The organism is Kitasatospora sp. NPDC056138 (assembly GCF_042264695.1).
Classification (GTDB): domain Bacteria; phylum Actinomycetota; class Actinomycetes; order Streptomycetales; family Streptomycetaceae; genus Kitasatospora.
The window spans coordinates 121,964-138,400 of the sequence record NZ_JBHJVK010000009.1 but is presented as its reverse complement, the minus strand read 5'-3'; the positions used below and the strand labels follow the sequence as shown (position 1 = coordinate 138,400).

At 72.0% G+C, this 16,437-nt stretch carries 15 protein-coding genes and 1 pseudogene; 12 read left to right on the top strand and 4 right to left on the bottom strand.

The features are described 5' to 3' along the window. Positions 1-13: 13 nt before the first annotated feature. Entirely contained in the window at positions 14-217 is a 204-nt protein-coding gene (locus ACFC1R_RS09385; protein WP_045306639.1) for a cold-shock protein, read from the bottom strand. A gap of 458 nt (positions 218-675) precedes the next feature. Here ACFC1R_RS09385 and ACFC1R_RS09380 point away from each other — a divergent pair, with 458 nt between their 5' ends. The 7 genes and pseudogenes from ACFC1R_RS09380 to ACFC1R_RS09350 all read left to right on the top strand — a co-directional run bounded on the left by ACFC1R_RS09380 (position 676) and on the right by ACFC1R_RS09350 (position 8,236). Beyond that, a complete protein-coding gene (locus ACFC1R_RS09380) occupies positions 676-1,560 on the top strand; it encodes a menaquinone biosynthetic enzyme MqnA/MqnD family protein (RefSeq protein ID WP_375935236.1) in 885 nt (294 codons plus the stop codon). Positions 1,561-1,944: 384 nt separating this feature from the next. After that, on the top strand, positions 1,945-3,135 hold the full coding sequence (mqnC, locus tag ACFC1R_RS09375; protein ID WP_375935233.1) for a cyclic dehypoxanthinyl futalosine synthase: 1,191 nt from the start codon (positions 1,945-1,947) through the stop codon (positions 3,133-3,135). 56 nt (positions 3,136-3,191) lie between these two features. Beyond that, positions 3,192-3,821: a hypothetical protein gene (locus tag ACFC1R_RS09370; protein ID WP_375935230.1), complete on the top strand. Its 630-nt coding sequence runs from the start codon at positions 3,192-3,194 to the stop codon at positions 3,819-3,821. A gap of 236 nt (positions 3,822-4,057) precedes the next feature. Continuing rightward, on the top strand, positions 4,058-4,663 hold the full coding sequence (locus ACFC1R_RS09365; protein WP_375935227.1) for a hypothetical protein: 606 nt from the start codon (positions 4,058-4,060) through the stop codon (positions 4,661-4,663). Positions 4,664-4,855: 192 nt separating this feature from the next. Then, positions 4,856-5,548: a demethylmenaquinone methyltransferase gene (locus ACFC1R_RS09360; RefSeq protein WP_375935224.1), complete on the top strand. Its 693-nt coding sequence runs from the start codon at positions 4,856-4,858 to the stop codon at positions 5,546-5,548. Positions 5,549-5,746: 198 nt separating this feature from the next. After that, positions 5,747-7,144 (top strand): annotated as a pseudogene (locus ACFC1R_RS09355) (geranylgeranyl reductase family protein); the annotation flags it as partial. A 165-nt stretch (positions 7,145-7,309) separates the two neighbouring features. Further along, entirely contained in the window at positions 7,310-8,236 is a 927-nt protein-coding gene (locus ACFC1R_RS09350; RefSeq protein WP_375935221.1) for a restriction endonuclease, read from the top strand. 46 nt (positions 8,237-8,282) lie between these two features. Here ACFC1R_RS09350 and ACFC1R_RS09345 read toward each other — a convergent pair whose 3' ends face one another. Continuing rightward, the gene (locus tag ACFC1R_RS09345; protein ID WP_375935218.1) at positions 8,283-9,824 is read right to left on the bottom strand and encodes an MFS transporter; all 1,542 of its coding nucleotides are present in this window, start codon (positions 9,822-9,824) and stop codon (positions 8,283-8,285) included. A gap of 155 nt (positions 9,825-9,979) precedes the next feature. Between ACFC1R_RS09345 and ACFC1R_RS09340 the strand changes: the two genes are divergently transcribed. Continuing rightward, a complete protein-coding gene (locus tag ACFC1R_RS09340; protein WP_375935215.1) occupies positions 9,980-11,014 on the top strand; it encodes an Lrp/AsnC family transcriptional regulator in 1,035 nt (344 codons plus the stop codon). Between the two features lie 9 nt (positions 11,015-11,023). On the opposite strand, the gene ACFC1R_RS09335 is transcribed toward ACFC1R_RS09340, so the two are convergent. Next, positions 11,024-11,692 (bottom strand): peptidylprolyl isomerase, encoded by a 669-nt coding sequence (locus tag ACFC1R_RS09335; RefSeq protein ID WP_375935212.1) that lies wholly within the window; start codon positions 11,690-11,692, stop codon positions 11,024-11,026. Positions 11,693-11,854: 162 nt separating this feature from the next. Then, on the bottom strand, positions 11,855-12,451 hold the full coding sequence (locus ACFC1R_RS09330; RefSeq protein ID WP_375935209.1) for a TetR-like C-terminal domain-containing protein: 597 nt from the start codon (positions 12,449-12,451) through the stop codon (positions 11,855-11,857). Between the two features lie 141 nt (positions 12,452-12,592). Here ACFC1R_RS09330 and ACFC1R_RS09325 point away from each other — a divergent pair, with 141 nt between their 5' ends. The 4 genes from ACFC1R_RS09325 (at position 12,593) to ACFC1R_RS09310 (ending at position 16,421) form a co-directional block, all read left to right on the top strand. Continuing rightward, positions 12,593-13,273, top strand: coding sequence for a CatB-related O-acetyltransferase (locus ACFC1R_RS09325; protein ID WP_375935206.1), 681 nt, complete (start codon positions 12,593-12,595; stop codon positions 13,271-13,273). Further along, positions 13,270-14,178 (top strand): alpha/beta fold hydrolase, encoded by a 909-nt coding sequence (locus tag ACFC1R_RS09320; RefSeq protein ID WP_375935203.1) that lies wholly within the window; start codon positions 13,270-13,272, stop codon positions 14,176-14,178. Before ACFC1R_RS09325 ends, ACFC1R_RS09320 begins: the two co-directional genes overlap by 4 nt. Before the next feature lie 221 nt (positions 14,179-14,399). Next, positions 14,400-15,425: a DMT family transporter gene (locus ACFC1R_RS09315; RefSeq protein ID WP_375935200.1), complete on the top strand. Its 1,026-nt coding sequence runs from the start codon at positions 14,400-14,402 to the stop codon at positions 15,423-15,425. Between the two features lie 636 nt (positions 15,426-16,061). Further along, entirely contained in the window at positions 16,062-16,421 is a 360-nt protein-coding gene (locus tag ACFC1R_RS09310; RefSeq protein ID WP_014137597.1) for an NADH-quinone oxidoreductase subunit A, read from the top strand. The last annotated feature ends 16 nt before the right edge of the window (positions 16,422-16,437 follow it).

Below are 16,437 nucleotides of genomic sequence, written 5' to 3'. Positions count from 1 at the left end.
TCAGAGGAGATGCTCAGATGACGGAGACGTTCTCCGCCTGCGGGCCCTTCGGGCCCTGGGTGACGTCGAACGTCACCTGCTGGTTCTCCTCCAGCGAGCGGAAACCGTTCGCGTTGATGGCGGAGTAGTGGACGAAGACGTCGGGGCCGCCGCCCTCCTGGGCGATGAAGCCGAAGCCCTTCTCAGCGTTGAACCACTTGACGGTTCCCTGAGCCATGCCGTTCTCCTTGCGAGGGACGTATTGGCTGCCACACCGTGTGGCATCCGGTCCGCTGCGCTGATCGCCCTGCCTCCGGATTGTTCCGGAGTTTTTCGATAATGCTGAAAAACTACAAAAAGCCCGCGGTTACATGCTCCGCAGGCTTCAAGTACTGCAAGGGGAATCAAACTGCAACTGAGTGGAACGGTAGCACGCGAGGGCGGCCTCGACCAGGGGTGACCGAACGCACAACGTCAGGTGTGTCGCACGGATTCAGCCATGTGTCGGCAGCCTGTCGGGGGGCTGTCGGCGCGTCGCCGCCGAGCGTTCGGCAGCCCGCCGCGTCGGCGGTCGGCCGCCGGTCGGAGCCGGCGGCAGCGGGGCGGCGGCATGTCGGAAGGCTGGTGTCCAAGTCGTACGGCGACAGGCATACCCTGCGGAGAGAGTACGAACAGAGCAGCCAGAGGGAGCGTGCGGTGACCGGTCGGGATGCGAGTGGCTCGGTGGCGGTAAGGCCCCGGGTGGGACATATTCAGTTCCTCAACTGTCTCCCCCTCTACTGGGGGCTGGCCCGAACGGGCAATCTGCTCGACCTGGACCTGACCAAGGACACCCCCGAGAAGCTCAGCGACCGGCTGATCGACGGCACGCTCGACATCGGCCCGATCACCTGCGTCGAGTACCTGCGGCACGCGGACGAGCTGGTGGTCCTGCCCGACATCGCGGTCGGCAGCGACGGTCCGGTGATGTCCTGCGTGATCGTCAGCCGACTGCCGCTCGCCGAGCTGGACGGGCGCAGGGTCGCACTCGGCTCCACCAGCCGCACCTCCGTGCGCCTGGCGCGCCTGCTGCTGGAGGAGCGCGAGGGCGTACGCCCCGAGTACTTCAGCTGCCCGCCCGACCTGGACGCGATGCTCGCCGAGGCCGACGCCGCCGTCCTGATCGGCGACCCCGCGCTGCGCGCCTCGCTGGAGCAGGCGCCCCGGCAGGGGCTGGCCGTCCACGACCTGGGCGAGATGTGGAAGGAGTGGACCGGGCTGCCGTTCGTCTTCGCGGTCTGGGCCGCCCGCCGGGAGTACGCGGAGAACCACCCCGACCTGGTCGACGCCGTGCACCGGGCCTTCCTGGAGTCCCGGGACCTCTCGCTGGCCGAGGCCGGCAAGGTCGCCGAGCAGGCGGCTCGCTGGGAGGCGTTCGACGCGCCCGTGCTGGAGCGGTACTTCAGCGAGGCGCTCGACTTCTCGCTCGCCGGGCGGCAACTGGCCGGCATCGCCGAGTTCGCCCGGCGGGTCGGCCACGACAGCGGCTTCGCCCCCGATGTGACGGTCCGCCTGCTGGAGACCGTCCAGTCGGTGGTCTGAGCGCGGGGACGGCTCCGCGAGGACGGCTCCGCGAGGACGGCTCCGCAGGGGGTCGGCCCCGGCCACTGGGGGCTCCGGAGGGCAGGCTGCGGCTGCCGCGGCGGGCTCGTGGCGGGCTCGTGGCGGGCTCGCGGCGGGGGTGCAAAGGGGGCGGAAAGGCGCTGGCGTAGGCTGGTTCGGTCATGTCGGCCGAGCGATCCGTCCCCTGTCCTGCCCGGCCGAGGCGACCCGACGTTGGAGAGAAAGAAGGCCCGCCAGGTGTCCGAGCAGACCCTCCCCCAGCCTTCGGCCGGGGGGACCCCCACCCCGTCTGCGGCGTCCCAGCCTTCGGCCGGGGGGACCCCCACCCCGTCTGCGGCGTCCCAGCCTTCGGCCGGGGCCCCCATGGCCACTGACCTGCAGGCCGTCCTGGACCGTGCGGCCGCCGGGGGCCGGATCACTCCGGAGGAGGCGCTGGAGCTCTACCGCTCCGCGCCGTTGCACGCGCTGGGCTCCGCCGCCGATGCCGTCCGCCGCCGCCGGTACGCCGGGGTCGAGCACATCGCGACGTACATCATCGAGCGGAACATCAACTACACCAACGTCTGCGTGACGGCGTGCAAGTTCTGCGCCTTCTACGTGCCGCCGAAGAGCGGCAAGGGCTGGTCCCGCGACCTCGACGAGATCCTGCGCCGCTGCGCCGAGACCGTCGAGCTGGGCGGCACCCAGATCATGTTCCAGGGCGGGCACCACCCGGACTACGGCGTCGAGTACTACGAGCGCGCCTTCTCCGCGATCAAGGCCGAGTTCCCCCAGCTGGTGATCCACTCGTTGGGAGCCTCCGAGGTCGAGCACATGGCCAGGATCTCCGGCGTCTCGATCGAGGAGGCCATCACCCGGATCCACCGGGCCGGCCTGGACTCCTTCGCGGGCGCCGGTGCCGAGCTGCTGCCGGAGCGTCCGCGCAAGGCCATCGCCCCGCTCAAGGAGTCGGGCGAGCGCTGGCTGGAGATCATGGAGGCCGCGCACGGGCTGGGCGTCGAGTCCACCTCCACCATGCTGATGGGCACCGGCGAGACCAACGCCGAGCGGATCGAGCACCTGCGCATGATCCGTGACGTGCAGGACCGTACGGGCGGCTTCCGGGCCTTCATCCCGTACACCTACCAGCCGCAGAATAACCACCTCAAGGGCTCGACCCAGGCCACCGTCTTCGAGTACCTGCGCATGATCGCCATCGCGCGGCTCTTCCTCGACAACGTCGCCCACATCCAGGGCTCCTGGCTGACCACCGGCAAGGAGGCGGGCCAGCTCTCGCTGCACTACGGTGCCGACGACCTCGGTTCGGTGATGCTGGAGGAGAACGTGGTCTCCGCCGCCGGGGCCAAGCACCGCTCCAACCTGACCGAGCTGATCCACCTGATCCGGGCCGCCGACCGGGTCCCCGCGCAGCGCTCCACCACGTACCAGCACCTGCGGGTGCTGGACGACCCGGCCAACGACCCGGTCGACCCCCGGGTGGCCTCGCACATCGCCTCGACCGCGATCGAGGGCGGCACCGCGCACCCCGAGCTGAAGATCCTCAGCACCAACTGACGGCGCCCACCTGACGACAGGACCTGACGACACCGATCCGACGACGCCGACAGTCCATGCTGACGCTGCACCGGGCCGCCGTTCTGCTGGCCGACCCCGCCGCCCCGCCGATCGACGACGGGGCGGTGCTGGTCGACGGCGGCCTGGTGGCGTCGGTCGGTCCGTACCGGCCGGTGGCCGGGGCCAGGGAGCGGGAGTGGGACGGGCTGCTGGTGCCGGGCCTGTGCAACCCGTACGGGCAGTGGCTGCTGGAGCGGGCGTACCACCCGGACCCGCGCGAGGAGCTGGGCAGCGAGCCGCTGTCCGGCGAGGCGCTGGCCGAGGCGCTCGCCCGGGTGCCCGGCGTCGCGGACCGGGAGTGGCGGAGCGGCAGCGCCAGGCGCGGGCTGCAGCGGATGCTGGCGTACGGGACCACGGCGGTCGCCGGGCCCTTCGAGCTGCCCGTGGTGCGGACCGCGGTGGCCAGGTCCGGGCTGGTCGCGCTGCCCGGGGAGGGTGCCGTGGGCGGCCTCGACCCGCTGGTGGCCGGTGGCCTGAAAGAGACCGTGCACCGGCCGCTGACCGTCGGCGGGCGGGCCGACTTCGCGGTCTTCGGTGTGAGTTCGGTCGCCGAGCTGGAGGCGGCAGGGGCGGGCTGCTGCCTGGCCACGGTGCTCGGCGGAAGACTGCTCTACCGGCGGCGCTGAGACCGGGCCCGTTGTTCCCGGCCGATGGCTGGTACACGGACGAAATGTGGCCGGAAACAAGCGCGGATGCTGGTTAGTCCGATGAACTGATTGATCGTTGCCGTGACCTGAGGCCCCGCCAGCGGCTACGATCCCGGACAGCCCCTCAGGTCACCTCCCCAGTGACCGGAACGGGCCACCTCACCACCGGGCCCCTCCCCCCAGGAGTGCCCCGTCCGGCAGCCAGGACAGGAACCATGCGATCCGCGACCGTCCCCCGCTTTCGCAGCGCGCGCCTCGGCCGAGGCTGGTACCTCGCCGCAGTGCTCAGCGCCGTGCTGGCGGTCGGGATGTGCCTGCTCGGCTGGCGCCAGGCCGACCAGGCGGACCGGATCGCCGCGCACCCCGTCCGCACCGAGGGCACCATCACCCAGCTGCCCGCCGGAAGCGCCACCTACAGCGCGGTCAGCTACCAGGTCGACGGCCAGCAGCGGACCGCGGCCGACCTCTGGCTCCCCGAGGACGCCAAGGTCGGCGACCGGATCTGCCTGGAGCACGCCGCCGACGACTCCGGCGCCGTCCGGGTCTGCGGCAAGCGCTACCCGCAGCCGGCCGGGGTCGGTCTGGCCCGGGTCAGCGTCCCGGCCGCGCTGCTGCTCTTCGTCGGCTGCGTCGTCCGGATCCGGCGGCACCGCCGGGCCACCCAGGCCGTCCGGCTGCGGACCCGCGGGCGCGGCCGCGGCGCCCGGATCAGCACCACGGTCGCCTTCGCCACCGAGGCGCTCGGCGACGGAATGCCCTCCATCACCCACGGCAAGCGCTCCAGGCGGCGGCGCAGGGGCGGTCGGCGCGCCCTGCGCTGAGACGGTGCGCTCCCTGCGCGGAGACGGTGCGCTCCCTGCGCTGAGGGGCGGTGAGCTTCCCGGGCTGAGGTGGTGCGGGGGCTCGCGCGGAGTCGGTGAGCGCCCCGGGCTGAGGCGGTGCGGGGCTCGCGCCGAGAGGTGTACGCGCACCCGTTGCCGAGGGCGGACCCGCAAGGGTGAACAATGGGGTACGTGACCCGAGCCTCCCTGGACAAGCAGCCGCACGAAGTCGCCGCGATGTTCGACGATGTCGCGGCCAAGTACGACCGCACCAACGACGTGCTCTCGCTCGGCCAGGCCCGTGCCTGGCGACGGGCGGTGGCCGAAGCGGTGGACGCCAAGCCGGGCGAGCTGGTGCTCGACCTCGGGGCCGGTACCGGCACCTCCTCGCTGCCCTTCGAGGAGGCCGGTGCGACGGTCGTACCGTGCGACTTCTCGGTCGGCATGCTGGCCGAGGGCAAGCAGCGCCACCCCGAGCTGGCGCTGACCGCCGGGGACGCCACCAAGCTGCCGTTCGCCGACGACACCTTCGACGCCGTCACCATCTCCTTCGCCCTGCGCAACGTCCAGGACACCGACGCCGCCCTGCGCGAGATGCGCCGGGTCGCCAAGCCCGGCGGCAAGCTGGTGATCTGCGAGTTCTCCACCCCGACCTGGACGCCGTTCCGGACCGTCTACACCGAGTACCTGATGCGCGCCCTGCCGCCGGTCGCGACCGCGGTGAGCAGCAACCCGGACGCGTACGTCTACCTCGCGGAGTCGATCCGGGCCTGGCCCGACCAGCCCGGACTGGCCGCCAGGCTGCAGGAGGCGGGCTGGTCCAAGGTGGCCTGGCGCAACCTCACCGGTGGCATCGTCGCCCTGCACCGGGGCTTCAACGTCTGAGCGAGCCAGGCCGGGATGTCGGCAGCGGCGTCGCGTCGGCGTTGCGCGGGTGCCGGGTGCTGTGTGCCGGGCGCTGTGTGCGGGATGCCAGGGCGCCGGGCGGTTCGGCCGCCGGGCTGCGGCCGGGGTTGCCGCTCGGCCGTCGCCGGGGTTCCCGCCGGGTGTCAGTGCTTCGGCCGCCGGGTCGGTAAGCCCTCGTTAGACTCGTCCGAGCCCGTCCCGGCCCCGCGCGGGCCCGGGCGCGCCCACCGTTGCCCAGACCGACCCGCCGCGTGCAGGAGTGTGCCCACCGTGTCCGAGACCGCAGTCGACCTGAGCGCCGACACCGTCGAGAGCAGCGCCGACGTCATCGTGGTCGGTGCCGGCCCGGCGGGCTCGACCACCGCGTACTACCTGGCCCAGGCCGGGCTCGACGTCCTGCTGCTGGAGAAGACCGAGTTCCCGCGCGAGAAGGTCTGCGGCGACGGCCTGACCCCGCGCGCCACCAAGCAGTTGGTCGACATGGGCATCGACGTCTCCACCGAGAACGGCTGGCTGCACAACAAGGGCCTGCGGATCATCGGTGGTGGCGTCCGGCTGGAGCTGGACTGGCCCGAGCTGTCCGCGTACCCCGACTACGGACTGGTCCGCAAGCGCGCCGACTTCGACGAACTGCTCGTCCGTCAGGCCGAGAAGGCCGGCGCGCGGCTGTACGAGCGTTGCAACGTCAGCGGTCCCGTGCTGGACGACCGCACCGGCCGGATCGTCGGCGTCACCGCCAGGCTCGGCCAGGACAAGCGCCCGGTCACCTTCCGCGCCCCGCTGGTGGTCGCCGCCGACGGCAACTCCACCCGGCTCTCGCTCGCCATGGGCCTGCACCGCCGCGAGGACCGCCCGATGGGCGTCGCGTACCGGACGTACTTCAACTCCCCGCGCCACCAGGACGACTACCTGGAGTCCTGGCTGGAGCTCTGGGACAACCGCGACGGCCAGAAGAAGCTGCTGCCCGGCTACGGCTGGATCTTCGGCATGGGTGACGGCACCTCCAACGTCGGTCTCGGCATCCTCAACTCCTCGCCCGCCTTCGGCGAACTGGACTGGCGCGAGGTGCTGAAGACCTGGTGCGCCGGCATGCCCGAGGAGTGGGGCTACACCCCCGAGAACATGACCGACCCGATCCGCGGCGCCGCGCTGCCGATGGCCTTCAACCGGCAGCCGCACTACACCCGTGGCCTGCTGCTGGTCGGCGACGCGGGCGGCATGGTCAACCCGTTCAACGGCGAGGGCATCGCCTACGCGATGGAATCCGGCCAGATCGCCGCCGGCGTCATCGTCCAGGCCCACGCCCGGGTCACCCCCGGCGGCCGCGAGCGCGCCCTCCAGGCCTACCCCCGCATCCTCAAGGACGTCTACGGCGGCTACTACACCCTCGGCCGCGGCTTCGTGAAGCTGATCGGCAACCCGAAGGTGATGCAGCTCGCGACCCAGCGCGGCCTCACCCACCCCATCCTGATGAAGTTCGTCCTCAAGATGCTCGCCAACCTGACCGACCCCCAGGGCGGCGACGCGATGGACCGCATCATCAACGGCCTCGCCAAGGTCGCGCCCAACGCCTGACCAGTACGAGCGACTGATCGTTCGACATACCGCTGCCCCTGTACCGGATGAGTCCGGTGCAGGGGCAGCGGCGTTCCTCGACAAGTGCCAGTGTGCAAAGCGCTGGTGGGATCGAAGGGCCTTGCTATAGGGTTATTTTCATACCAAAATCTGGGGGGTAATCACATGCCTGAGTGGAACATTGCCATCGGTCAGAAGATCAAGCGGGTGGACATCCATGCTGATCACGGCGGCCGACGCCAAGGTGGGATCGGGCCGTCGAGGGTGTCTCCCGTGGTCTTGCTGTTCACGGACCCCACCAAGGGGCATAGGCATGGCTACTTCGACGGTTGGGGATCGGACGGGTGCTACCACTACGCCGGCGAAGGTCAGGTTGGTGACCAGAAGATGACGCAGGGCAACCTGGCGATCCTTAAGCATCGCGAGGATCGTCGAGACCTGCACCTCTTCCGTGGAGTGTCGTCGGGCGTAGCCCAGTACATGGGGAGGTTCGAGCTCGCCGAAGAGAACCCCTGGTACTTGATGGATGCTCCAGAGACCAACCAGGGGCCGGTGCGCAGCGTCATCATGTTCCGCCTGCGCCCGCTGGAGGCGGCCGACCCGTCTGGCGCACGGCTGCCGCATACTCCTGAGCCGCAGCGGAGCGTGGAGAAAATCGACATCGAGCAGCGCCTCACTGAGCGGACTTACGTGGAGCCGAGTCGCGAGCCCTACGAGGCGGAGCGTCGTGAGTCCAAGTTGGTCGAGGACTACGCCGCCTTTCTCATGGGAGCCGGACACGATGTCAGCCGGCACCGGATCACTCCCTCAGGGGAGTTGAAGCCGATCATCACGGATCTGTTCGACGCGACCACGAACCGTCTCATCGAGGCTAAGGGGACCGTCACTCGTGAGGCGGTTCGCATGGCAATCGGCCAGCTCTTCGACTACGGACGCCACTTCATGGAGCTGGAGCCCAGTCGGGCGCTCCTCGTGCCCTCGAAGCCTCGTGCGGACCTGATCGGGCTGTGCAAGTACGCGCAGGTGGACGTCATCTGGCCGGACAACGGCGGGTACTTCACAACAGCCGAGCACGTGCCTGCGCATTGGTGAACCGAGGGGCGCCCCGATGCGGGGCGCCCCTGCGGCGTCTCTGGAGTCAGGCGCTGACCGGGGTCGGTTCGGCGGAACGGTTGCCGGGCTGTGGGGTTGGGGTGGTGGGGGTGAGGGGTGTGCGGCGGAGCAGGAGGAGGACGGTGAGGGCGCCGGTGAGGCCGAGGGCGGCGGAGACCAGGAAGGTGTCGCGGAGGCCGGCGGCGAAGGCGGTGTGGACCAGGTGGGTCATGGCGGGGCGCTCGGCCGGGGAGGTGCGGGCGAGGAGGCCGGCCGCCTGGCCCCCGGTGAGGGCCTCGGTGGTGCGGTGGGCGTCCTGAGCGCCGGCGGTGGTGCGGACGGAGTCCAGGAGGCCCGCCTTGAAGACCGCGCCGAGGACCGCGATGCCGAGCGCGTTGCCCAGCTGGCGCGAGGTGTTGAGGGCGCCGCCCGCCATGCCGGCCCGGGTCGGCGGGACGGCCGCCATCGCGGTGGCGGCGAGGGCCGGGGTGGCCAGGCCGACGCCGGCGCCGGTGAGGGCGAGGCCGGGGGCGAGGGCGGTCCAGTCGGAGCCGGCGCCCACGGTGGCTTCGAGGAGCGCGCCCAGGCCGATCAGCAGCAGGCCGCCGCCGACGGTGAGACGGGGTGGGGCGCCGTGCAGGAGGCGCCCGGCGAGGGCCGCGGCCACGAAGGCGACGGCGCTCATCGGCACCAGGGCGAGACCTGCGGTCACCGGGGACATGCCGCGTACGGACTGGAGCCAGAGCGAGGCGTACACCAGGTAGGAGAAGGCCGCGCCGGAGAGCAGCAGCCCGCCGATCATGATGCCCAGGAAGGTCCGGTTGCGGAACAGCCCGAGGTCGAGCATCGGGTGGCGGCTGCGGGACTCGACCAGCACGAAGGCGAGCAACGACAGCGCGCTGAGCGCGAGCAGTCCGAGGGTGGTGGTCGAGGTCCAGCCGTAGTCGCCGCCGCGGATCAGGGCGAAGGTCAGCGTGCCGGTGGCGAGGGTGAAGGTGGCCAGGCCCGGCAGGTCCACCCCGGTCGCGTGCGGGTTGCGGGACTCCTTGACCGCGCGCAGGGTGACGAACACCGCGAGCGCGCTGACCGGCAGGTTGACGTAGAAGATCCAGCGCCAGTCGAGGTGTTCGGTGAGCAGGCCGCCGAGGATCGGTCCGGCGGCGGCCGCCGCGCCGTTGACCGCGCCCCAGACACCGAAGGCTATGCCCCGGTCCCGGCCCTGGTAGGCGCTGCTGAGCAGGGCCATCGTGGTGGCGAACATCGCCGCGCCGCCGACGCCCTGCAGACCGCGGAAGGCGATCAGCTCGCCGCTGCTGCCGGACAGTCCGCAGGCGAGCGACGCCAGCGCGAACAGCACGAGTCCGCCGAGGTAGACCGCCCGGCGTCCGACCAGGTCGGCGAGCGAGCCCGCGCCGAGCAGCAGTGCGGCCAGGGCCAGCGCGTAGATGTCCATCACCCACTGCAGGTCGGCGAAGCCGGTGTGCAGGCCGGTGGCCATGTCGGGCAGGGCGACGGTCACGATGGTGACGTCCACCAGCAGCATGAACGCCCCCAGGCACACCGCCGTGAGCGGCAGCCATTTACGCATCGGTACTTCTCCCTCGGTGTTCCGCCGGACGCTTCCGGCTCGGGCGGCGGTGGGACCCGCGCCTCTCGAAGGTCGCAGCGGAGCGCGGCACAGCCCATCCAGTACCGGTCCTGTGGCGGATTCCGATGCCCGGTGGCCCTGCGATGATGGAAACCATGAGTGGTGCGGAGGAGTTGCCGGAACTGGACGGACTGGACCGGGCCCTGGTCCAGGCGCTGATGATCGACGGTCGGGCCGCGTTCAGCCACCTGGCCGAGGTGCTGGAGGTCTCCGACCAGACGGTGATCCGGCGCTACCGCCGACTGCGTTCGGAGGGGCTGCTGCGGGTGGTCGGCCTGCCGGTCGGGCACCGGGTGGGCCTGTTCGAGTCCTGGCTGCGGGTGCAGTGCAGACCGGAGGCGGCGTCGGCGGTGGCCGACGCGCTGGCCCGGCGTCCGGACATCTCCTGGGTGACGCTGAACTCGGCGGGCACCGAGATCCACTGCATCACCAAGGCGCGGACCAGGCAGGACCGCGACGCCCTGCTGCTCCAGAAGCTGCCCGGCACCCGGAGGGTGACGGCGGTCGCCGCGCACAGCGTGCTGCGGATGTTCATGGGCGGGCCCGGCCGGTGGCAGGGGATCGACGCGCTGTCCGGCGCGCAGATCGCCGCGCTGGAGCGGACGGGGGTCGCCCACGGACCGGGCGGTGACCGGGTGCGGCTGGACGAGGCGGAGCTGGCGGTCCTGGCCGTGCTCGGCCGGGACGGCCGGGCCGGTTACCCCGAACTCGCCCGCGCGACCGGCCTGTCGGAGTCCACCGTGCGCCGCCGGCTGGAGCGGCTGCGGGCGGACGGCGTGGTGTACTTCGACGTCGAGATCGATCCGCTGCTGCTCGGGCTCGGCAACCAGGCGGCGCTGCTGCTGACCGTCGCCCCGGGCGAGTTGGCGCAGGTCGGCGCGGCGCTGAGCCGCCATCCCGAGGTGCCCTTCGCGGCGGCGATCACGGGTGCGGCGAACCTGGTGGCGGTCGTGGTCTGTGCGGACAACAACGCGCTGTACGAGTACCTGACCGAGCGGATCGGCGCGTTGGACGCGGTGCGGCAGGTCGAGGTGGTGCCGGTGCTCCGCACGGTCAAGCGGGCCGGGATGCTGATGGACGGGTTCCGGCTGATGGACCCGCCGGGCCCGGCGGCGGCCCGGCGGGTCTAGCCGGTCCGGTCAGTGGTTGGTGATGCGGACCTGGCGGATGTCGACCGGCAGGGTGGGGTAGCCGTCGCCGGGGTTGTTCTGGTCGTCCTCGCCGCCGGCGGCGATCTTCTGGAGGACGTCGAGACCGGCGGTGACACGGCCGAACGGCGTGTAGGCGGGGGAGAGCTTGGTGTCCTTCCAGACGAAGAAGAACTGGCTGCCGTTGGTGTTGGGGCCCGCGTTGGCCATGGCGACCGTGCCGGCCGGGTAGGTGGCGCCGGTGAGGTTCTCGTCGGGGAAGGAGTAGCCCGGGCCGCCGCTGCCGGTCCCGGTGGGGTCGCCGCACTGGAGGACGTAGAGCCGCTGGGTGGTGAGGCGGTGGCAGTGGGTGCGGTTGAAGTAGTCGTGTTCCGCGAGGAAGCGGAACGAGAAGGTGGTGCAGGGGGCCTTGTCGGTCAGGGCCTGGAAGGTGATGGCGCCCTGGCTGGTCCGCAGTGTCGCGTGGTAGGGCTTGGCGGTCTTCGCCGCGTCGAAGACCGGTATGCCCTTGAAGTTGTCGGCCGGGACCGCCGGTGAGTAGGTGCAGGTGGTGGGCGTGGGGGTGGGGTCCGGTGTCGCCGCGGTGGCTGCGGTGCCGGTGAGGGCGAGCGGCAGGGCGACGGCGGCGGCCAGTGGCAGTGCCCGGTTCTTGAGCTTCATGCGGGGTTCCCTCCCGGGGTGTGTGCCATGGCAGTTGGCATGGCGTACTCACTGATGCCCCCGGGCCGCACCCGGTATGCGTTGGGCGGTTGGGGCGGGGGTGCCGCCCGGGTGCCCCGGGACGTGCGCGTCGGCGGCCGCGGAAGGTGTCCGCGCTCCCGGTCAGGGAGCGGGGAAGAGGCCCGCGCGGGCGGCGAGCAGGGCGGCCGCCGCGGCGCGGGCGGCGGCGGACTCGTCGAGGGGTTCGCCGGTGAGGAAGACGCGGTGGTAGAGGGGGGCGGTCGCCGCCCGGACGAGCTCCACCGGATCGGTGCCGGGCGGGAGTTCACCGCGTTCGATGCCGCGGGTGGTGGCCGTGGCGGCCTGCCGGTGCCGGGCGGCGAAGAAGGCGTGCAGCGCCTGGGAGCCCTGGGGAGAGCGGAGGGCGGCGGCGATCAGGGCGGTCGGTGTGGTGCGCAGCTCGGGGTCGGTGAAGGTGGCGTACACCTCGTGGGCGAGCAGGCGCACGTCCTCGTCGACCGAGCCGGTGTCCGGGATGGGCCAGGGCTGCTCGGCCGAGCTGGTGAGGGCCTGGGCGATCAGGCCGTCGATGCCGCCCCAGCGGCGGTAGAGGGTGGCCTTGTGGACACCCGAGCGTGTGGCGACGGCGTCCACGGTGAGCTGGTCGTACGGCTTCTCGGTGACCTCGGCGAGGGTGGCGGCGACGACGTCGGCCAGGACGCGGGCGCTTCGGCCGCCCGGCCGGGGGGTGGGGTTCACGGCAGGCAAAGTCGACTCCAGTCGCATTAAGAGTTGCCAGACCGGTGGTGTGCTGGCATGCTCCATCTTAACGCGACAGGCGTCGCATTAAATGGTGGCGGTGCTCCGCCGCCGCCCGCTCTGCGTACCGGAGGTACCGCTGTGCCCGACGTCATTCCCGACCCGGCCGTCCTGCACCCGCTGGCCGGCCACGACCGCGTCGTACTGCTGCGGAACCTGGTCACCGACCCCCGGATCGAGGTGGGCGAGTACACCTACTACGACGACCCGGACGGCGCGGTCGAGTTCGAGCGGCGCAACGTGCTCTACGCGTACGGGCCCGAGCGGCTGGTGATCGGCCGGTACTGCGCCCTCGCGAGCGGCATCCGCTTCCTGATGGCCGGTGCCGAACATCCCACGATGGGCGTCTCGACCTTCCCGTTCACCATGTTCGGCGGCAGCTGGACGGAGCGGACGCTCGACCTGGTCACCGGGATGCCGAGCCGGGGCGACACCGTGGTGGGCCACGACGTCTGGTTCGGCCACGGTGTGACGGTGATGCCGGGGGTCCGGATCGGCTCCGGCGCGATCGTGGCGACCGGTGCGGTCGTCACCGCCGACGTGCCGCCGTACACCGTCGTGGGCGGCAACCCCGCCCGTCCGATCCGGCAGCGGTTCGGCGACGAGGACGTCGAACGCCTGCTCCGGGCGGCCTGGTGGCACTGGCCGGTCGAGCTGGTCACCGAGCACCTGCGGACGATCATGTCCGGCACCCCGGCCGAGATCGAGGAGATCGCCCGCGAGCACGGTCCGTTCGCGACGCGGAGCGGGGCGGCCCGATGACGGATCCGTACCGGAGCACCCACCTGGTCGACGGCCCGGCCGGGCGGATCGCCGTGGTGGACCACGGCGGCGACGGGCCCGACGTCCTGCTGCTGCACGGCGCAGGCCGGACGCTGCTGGACTGGGAGGCCCTGCGGCCGCACCTGACCGGACTGCGGCTGGTCGCCATGGACCTGCGCGGGCACGGCCGTTCCGACCCGCCGCCGGACGGCGGGTACGGCTGGACCGGTCACCTCGCCGACGTGGACGCGGTGGTCTCCGCGCTCGGTCTGCGGCGGCCCTGGCTGGTCGGCCACTCGCTGGGCGGGATGGTCGCGGTCCGGCGGGCCGCGACCCGGGCCGGCTGCCGAGGCGTGGTGGACCTGGACGGTTTCGGCGGGGGCGTCCCCTCGCTCTACCCCGGCCTCGGCGCCGAGGAGGTCACGGCGCGCCGGGCCGAGCAACTGGCGCTGTACTCCGGCGGTGCGGCGGCCCCGATCGGCGTGGCGGAGTGCGCGGCGCAGGCCCGGACGCGGGCGCGGCTGCTCGGCTGGGACGGCGGGATCGAGGCGGCCGGGGCACTGCGGGCCCTCTCCGAGGACGGGTACGCCCGCCCGGCGGCGGCCGAACTGGGCGCCCTGATGGCTCCGTTGGAAGGCTGGGACATGTTCGCCGAGGTGCGGGGCCTCAACTGCCCGGTGCTGCTGGTGCGGGGTGCTCGTCCGCCGGAGCTCGGCCACCTGCCGCTGCGGATCAGGGAGTTGACCGAGTCGCTGATCCGCGGGATCACCCGGGAGCTGGCTTCGGTCGGTGGTGACGGGCGCGGTCCGGTGCGGGTGGCGGAGCTGGCCGACGCCGGGCACATGCTGCACCTGGAACGGCCGGCGGCGGTGGGCGGGCTCCTCCGCGCCTTCCTGGGGGCGTGACCGGCCGGGCGGCGCCCCGGGGCCGCGGGCGTCGGGCGGTGGATGCCGCCGTCGCACCGTCCGTCGCGGGTGCGCCGGGCGGAACCCGGCCCGCTGGATCCCGCCGGCCGGAAAGCTGTTGATCGTATGCGGGGTTCTGCGCAACGATGTCCCCCCGCTGCCGCAGAGCCGTCCGACGACGCACGGGACTTCGGCCCCGCCCGCCCCGGAGGGAACCCCGCATGCGCTCCGCCCCGCCGATCGTCCGTGATCTGCCCCTGCTCGCGGTGGCCGTGGTCTGGGGCTCCAGCTTCCTGGTGGTCAAGCAGCTGGCGACGCCTCAGACGGTGCTCCCGGTCCTGGTGCTGCGCTTCGCCCTGGTGCTGCCGCTGCTCGGCCTGTTCGCGTTCCGCGCGCTGCGCGGGCTCACCGTGCGGGAGTGGCTGGGCGGGGCCGCGCTCGGCGGCATCCTCGGTGCGATCTTCCTCCTGGAGACGTACGGCGCGGTGCACACCTCGGCGACCAACGCCGGACTGATCGTCAGCCTCACCATGGTGCTCACGCCGCTCGCCGAGAGCGCGGTCCGGCGGAGCGCGCCGTCGTGGTCCTTCCTCGGGGCGGCCGGACTCTCGGTGCTCGGCGTCGCCCTGCTGACCGGCGGCGGATTCCAGACGCCGGGCACGGGGGACCTGTTGGTGCTCGGCGCGGCCCTGGTGCGGACCGTCCACGTCCTCACCATGTCCCGCACCAGGGCCATCGCGGCCACCGACTCGCTCGCCCTCACCTGGGTCCAACTCGCCGCCGCAGGTGTGGTCTTCACGGGTGCCTCGCTCTTCGCCGGGCCGTCCGCACTCGCGGTGGCGGCCGGGTTCGGGCCGGTGCAGTGGGCCTACCTGCTGCACCTGTCGCTGCTCTGCACGCTGTTCGCGTTCTTCGTCCAGATGTGGGCGGTGCGTGCCACCTCGCCCTCGCGGGTCAGCCTGCTGCTCGGCACCGAGCCGCTCTGGGCCGCCGCCTTCGGCACCACCCTGGGCGGCGACCGGCTCGCCCCGCTCGCGCTGCTCGGCGGGGCCCTCGTGCTCGTGGGCACCGAGTGGGGACGCCGGGCGGGCACGGGCGGCGGGCCGCGTCCGGCGTCCGGCGGCGAGGCCGTTGCCGACCGGACCCCCGCCGGCGGGCGGGACGACGAGGCCCTCACCGGTGCGCAGAGCCCGGCGGCCGTGGCGCACGCCGGCGGCGTGGACCGGCAACCCGACGGCGCCCGCTGAACGAACCCGCCCCGCGGCGGCCGGCCCGCCGCGCGAAGCGCCTGCGTGCCCTGCTGCGTGAAGCGGCCTGCGCGGCCCGGGTCGAGCGCCCCCGCATCGGCCGGCCCGCCGGGTGAGCCGCCCCCGCGCCGGCGGTCCGGCCGTGGCGGCGCGGCGCGGGGGCGTGACGCCCGGGAGGCCCGCTGCCGGTGGGCCCGGGGCCGCTCCTCGTGAGCTTGTGAACGAAAGGTCAAGCGGGTGTTCGGGGCCGTCCACCCTGGAGGGTGAGCCCCACTATCACGTCAACATGAAGCCGCGGAATTTGCGGTGGAAGCAGCATCATTGATATAGGCGGATGCCTCTGACCAGTCGCTTCACAGAAGAATGCGACGGAATGTGTCCATTTGCCTTCGTTGCGTTGATGAATCGTGCCTTGATCGCCTTGGCGGTCGTTTGTCTGGTGGCGTAGATCACAAAGATCGTCGGGAACTGCGTGTCGCAGATCACAAGCCGACGGGCATAGGATGCGCTGGATCCGGGCTTTGTGAACTGCCTCACATGAGGTGGATCCCGGGAACCGGATCGCGGGTTCACCAGAGCGTGACCCGTCGTTTCCGATCTGCAGTCAAGGACGACTGGACGGAGGGAGCGGGGGCTATGAATGCCTACGCGCCGATCCTCGTACTCGGTGCCATCGCCGCGGCGTTCGCGGTCGGTTCCGTCGTGATGGCCTCGCTGACCGGCCCCAAGCGCTACAACCGGGCCAAGTTGGAGGCGTACGAGTGCGGCATCGAACCGACCCCGCAGCCGGTGGGCGGCGGCCGGTTCCCGATCAAGTACTACCTGACGGCGATGCTCTTCATCGTCTTCGACATCGAGATCGTCTTCCTCTACCCGTGGGCGGTCAGCTTCGACGCCCTGGGGATCTTCGGGCTGGTCGAGATGCTCCTGTTCATCGCCACCGTCTTCGTCGCGTACGCCTACGTCTGGCGGCGCGGCGGTCTGGAGTGGGACTGACCCGACCCCGTTTGTG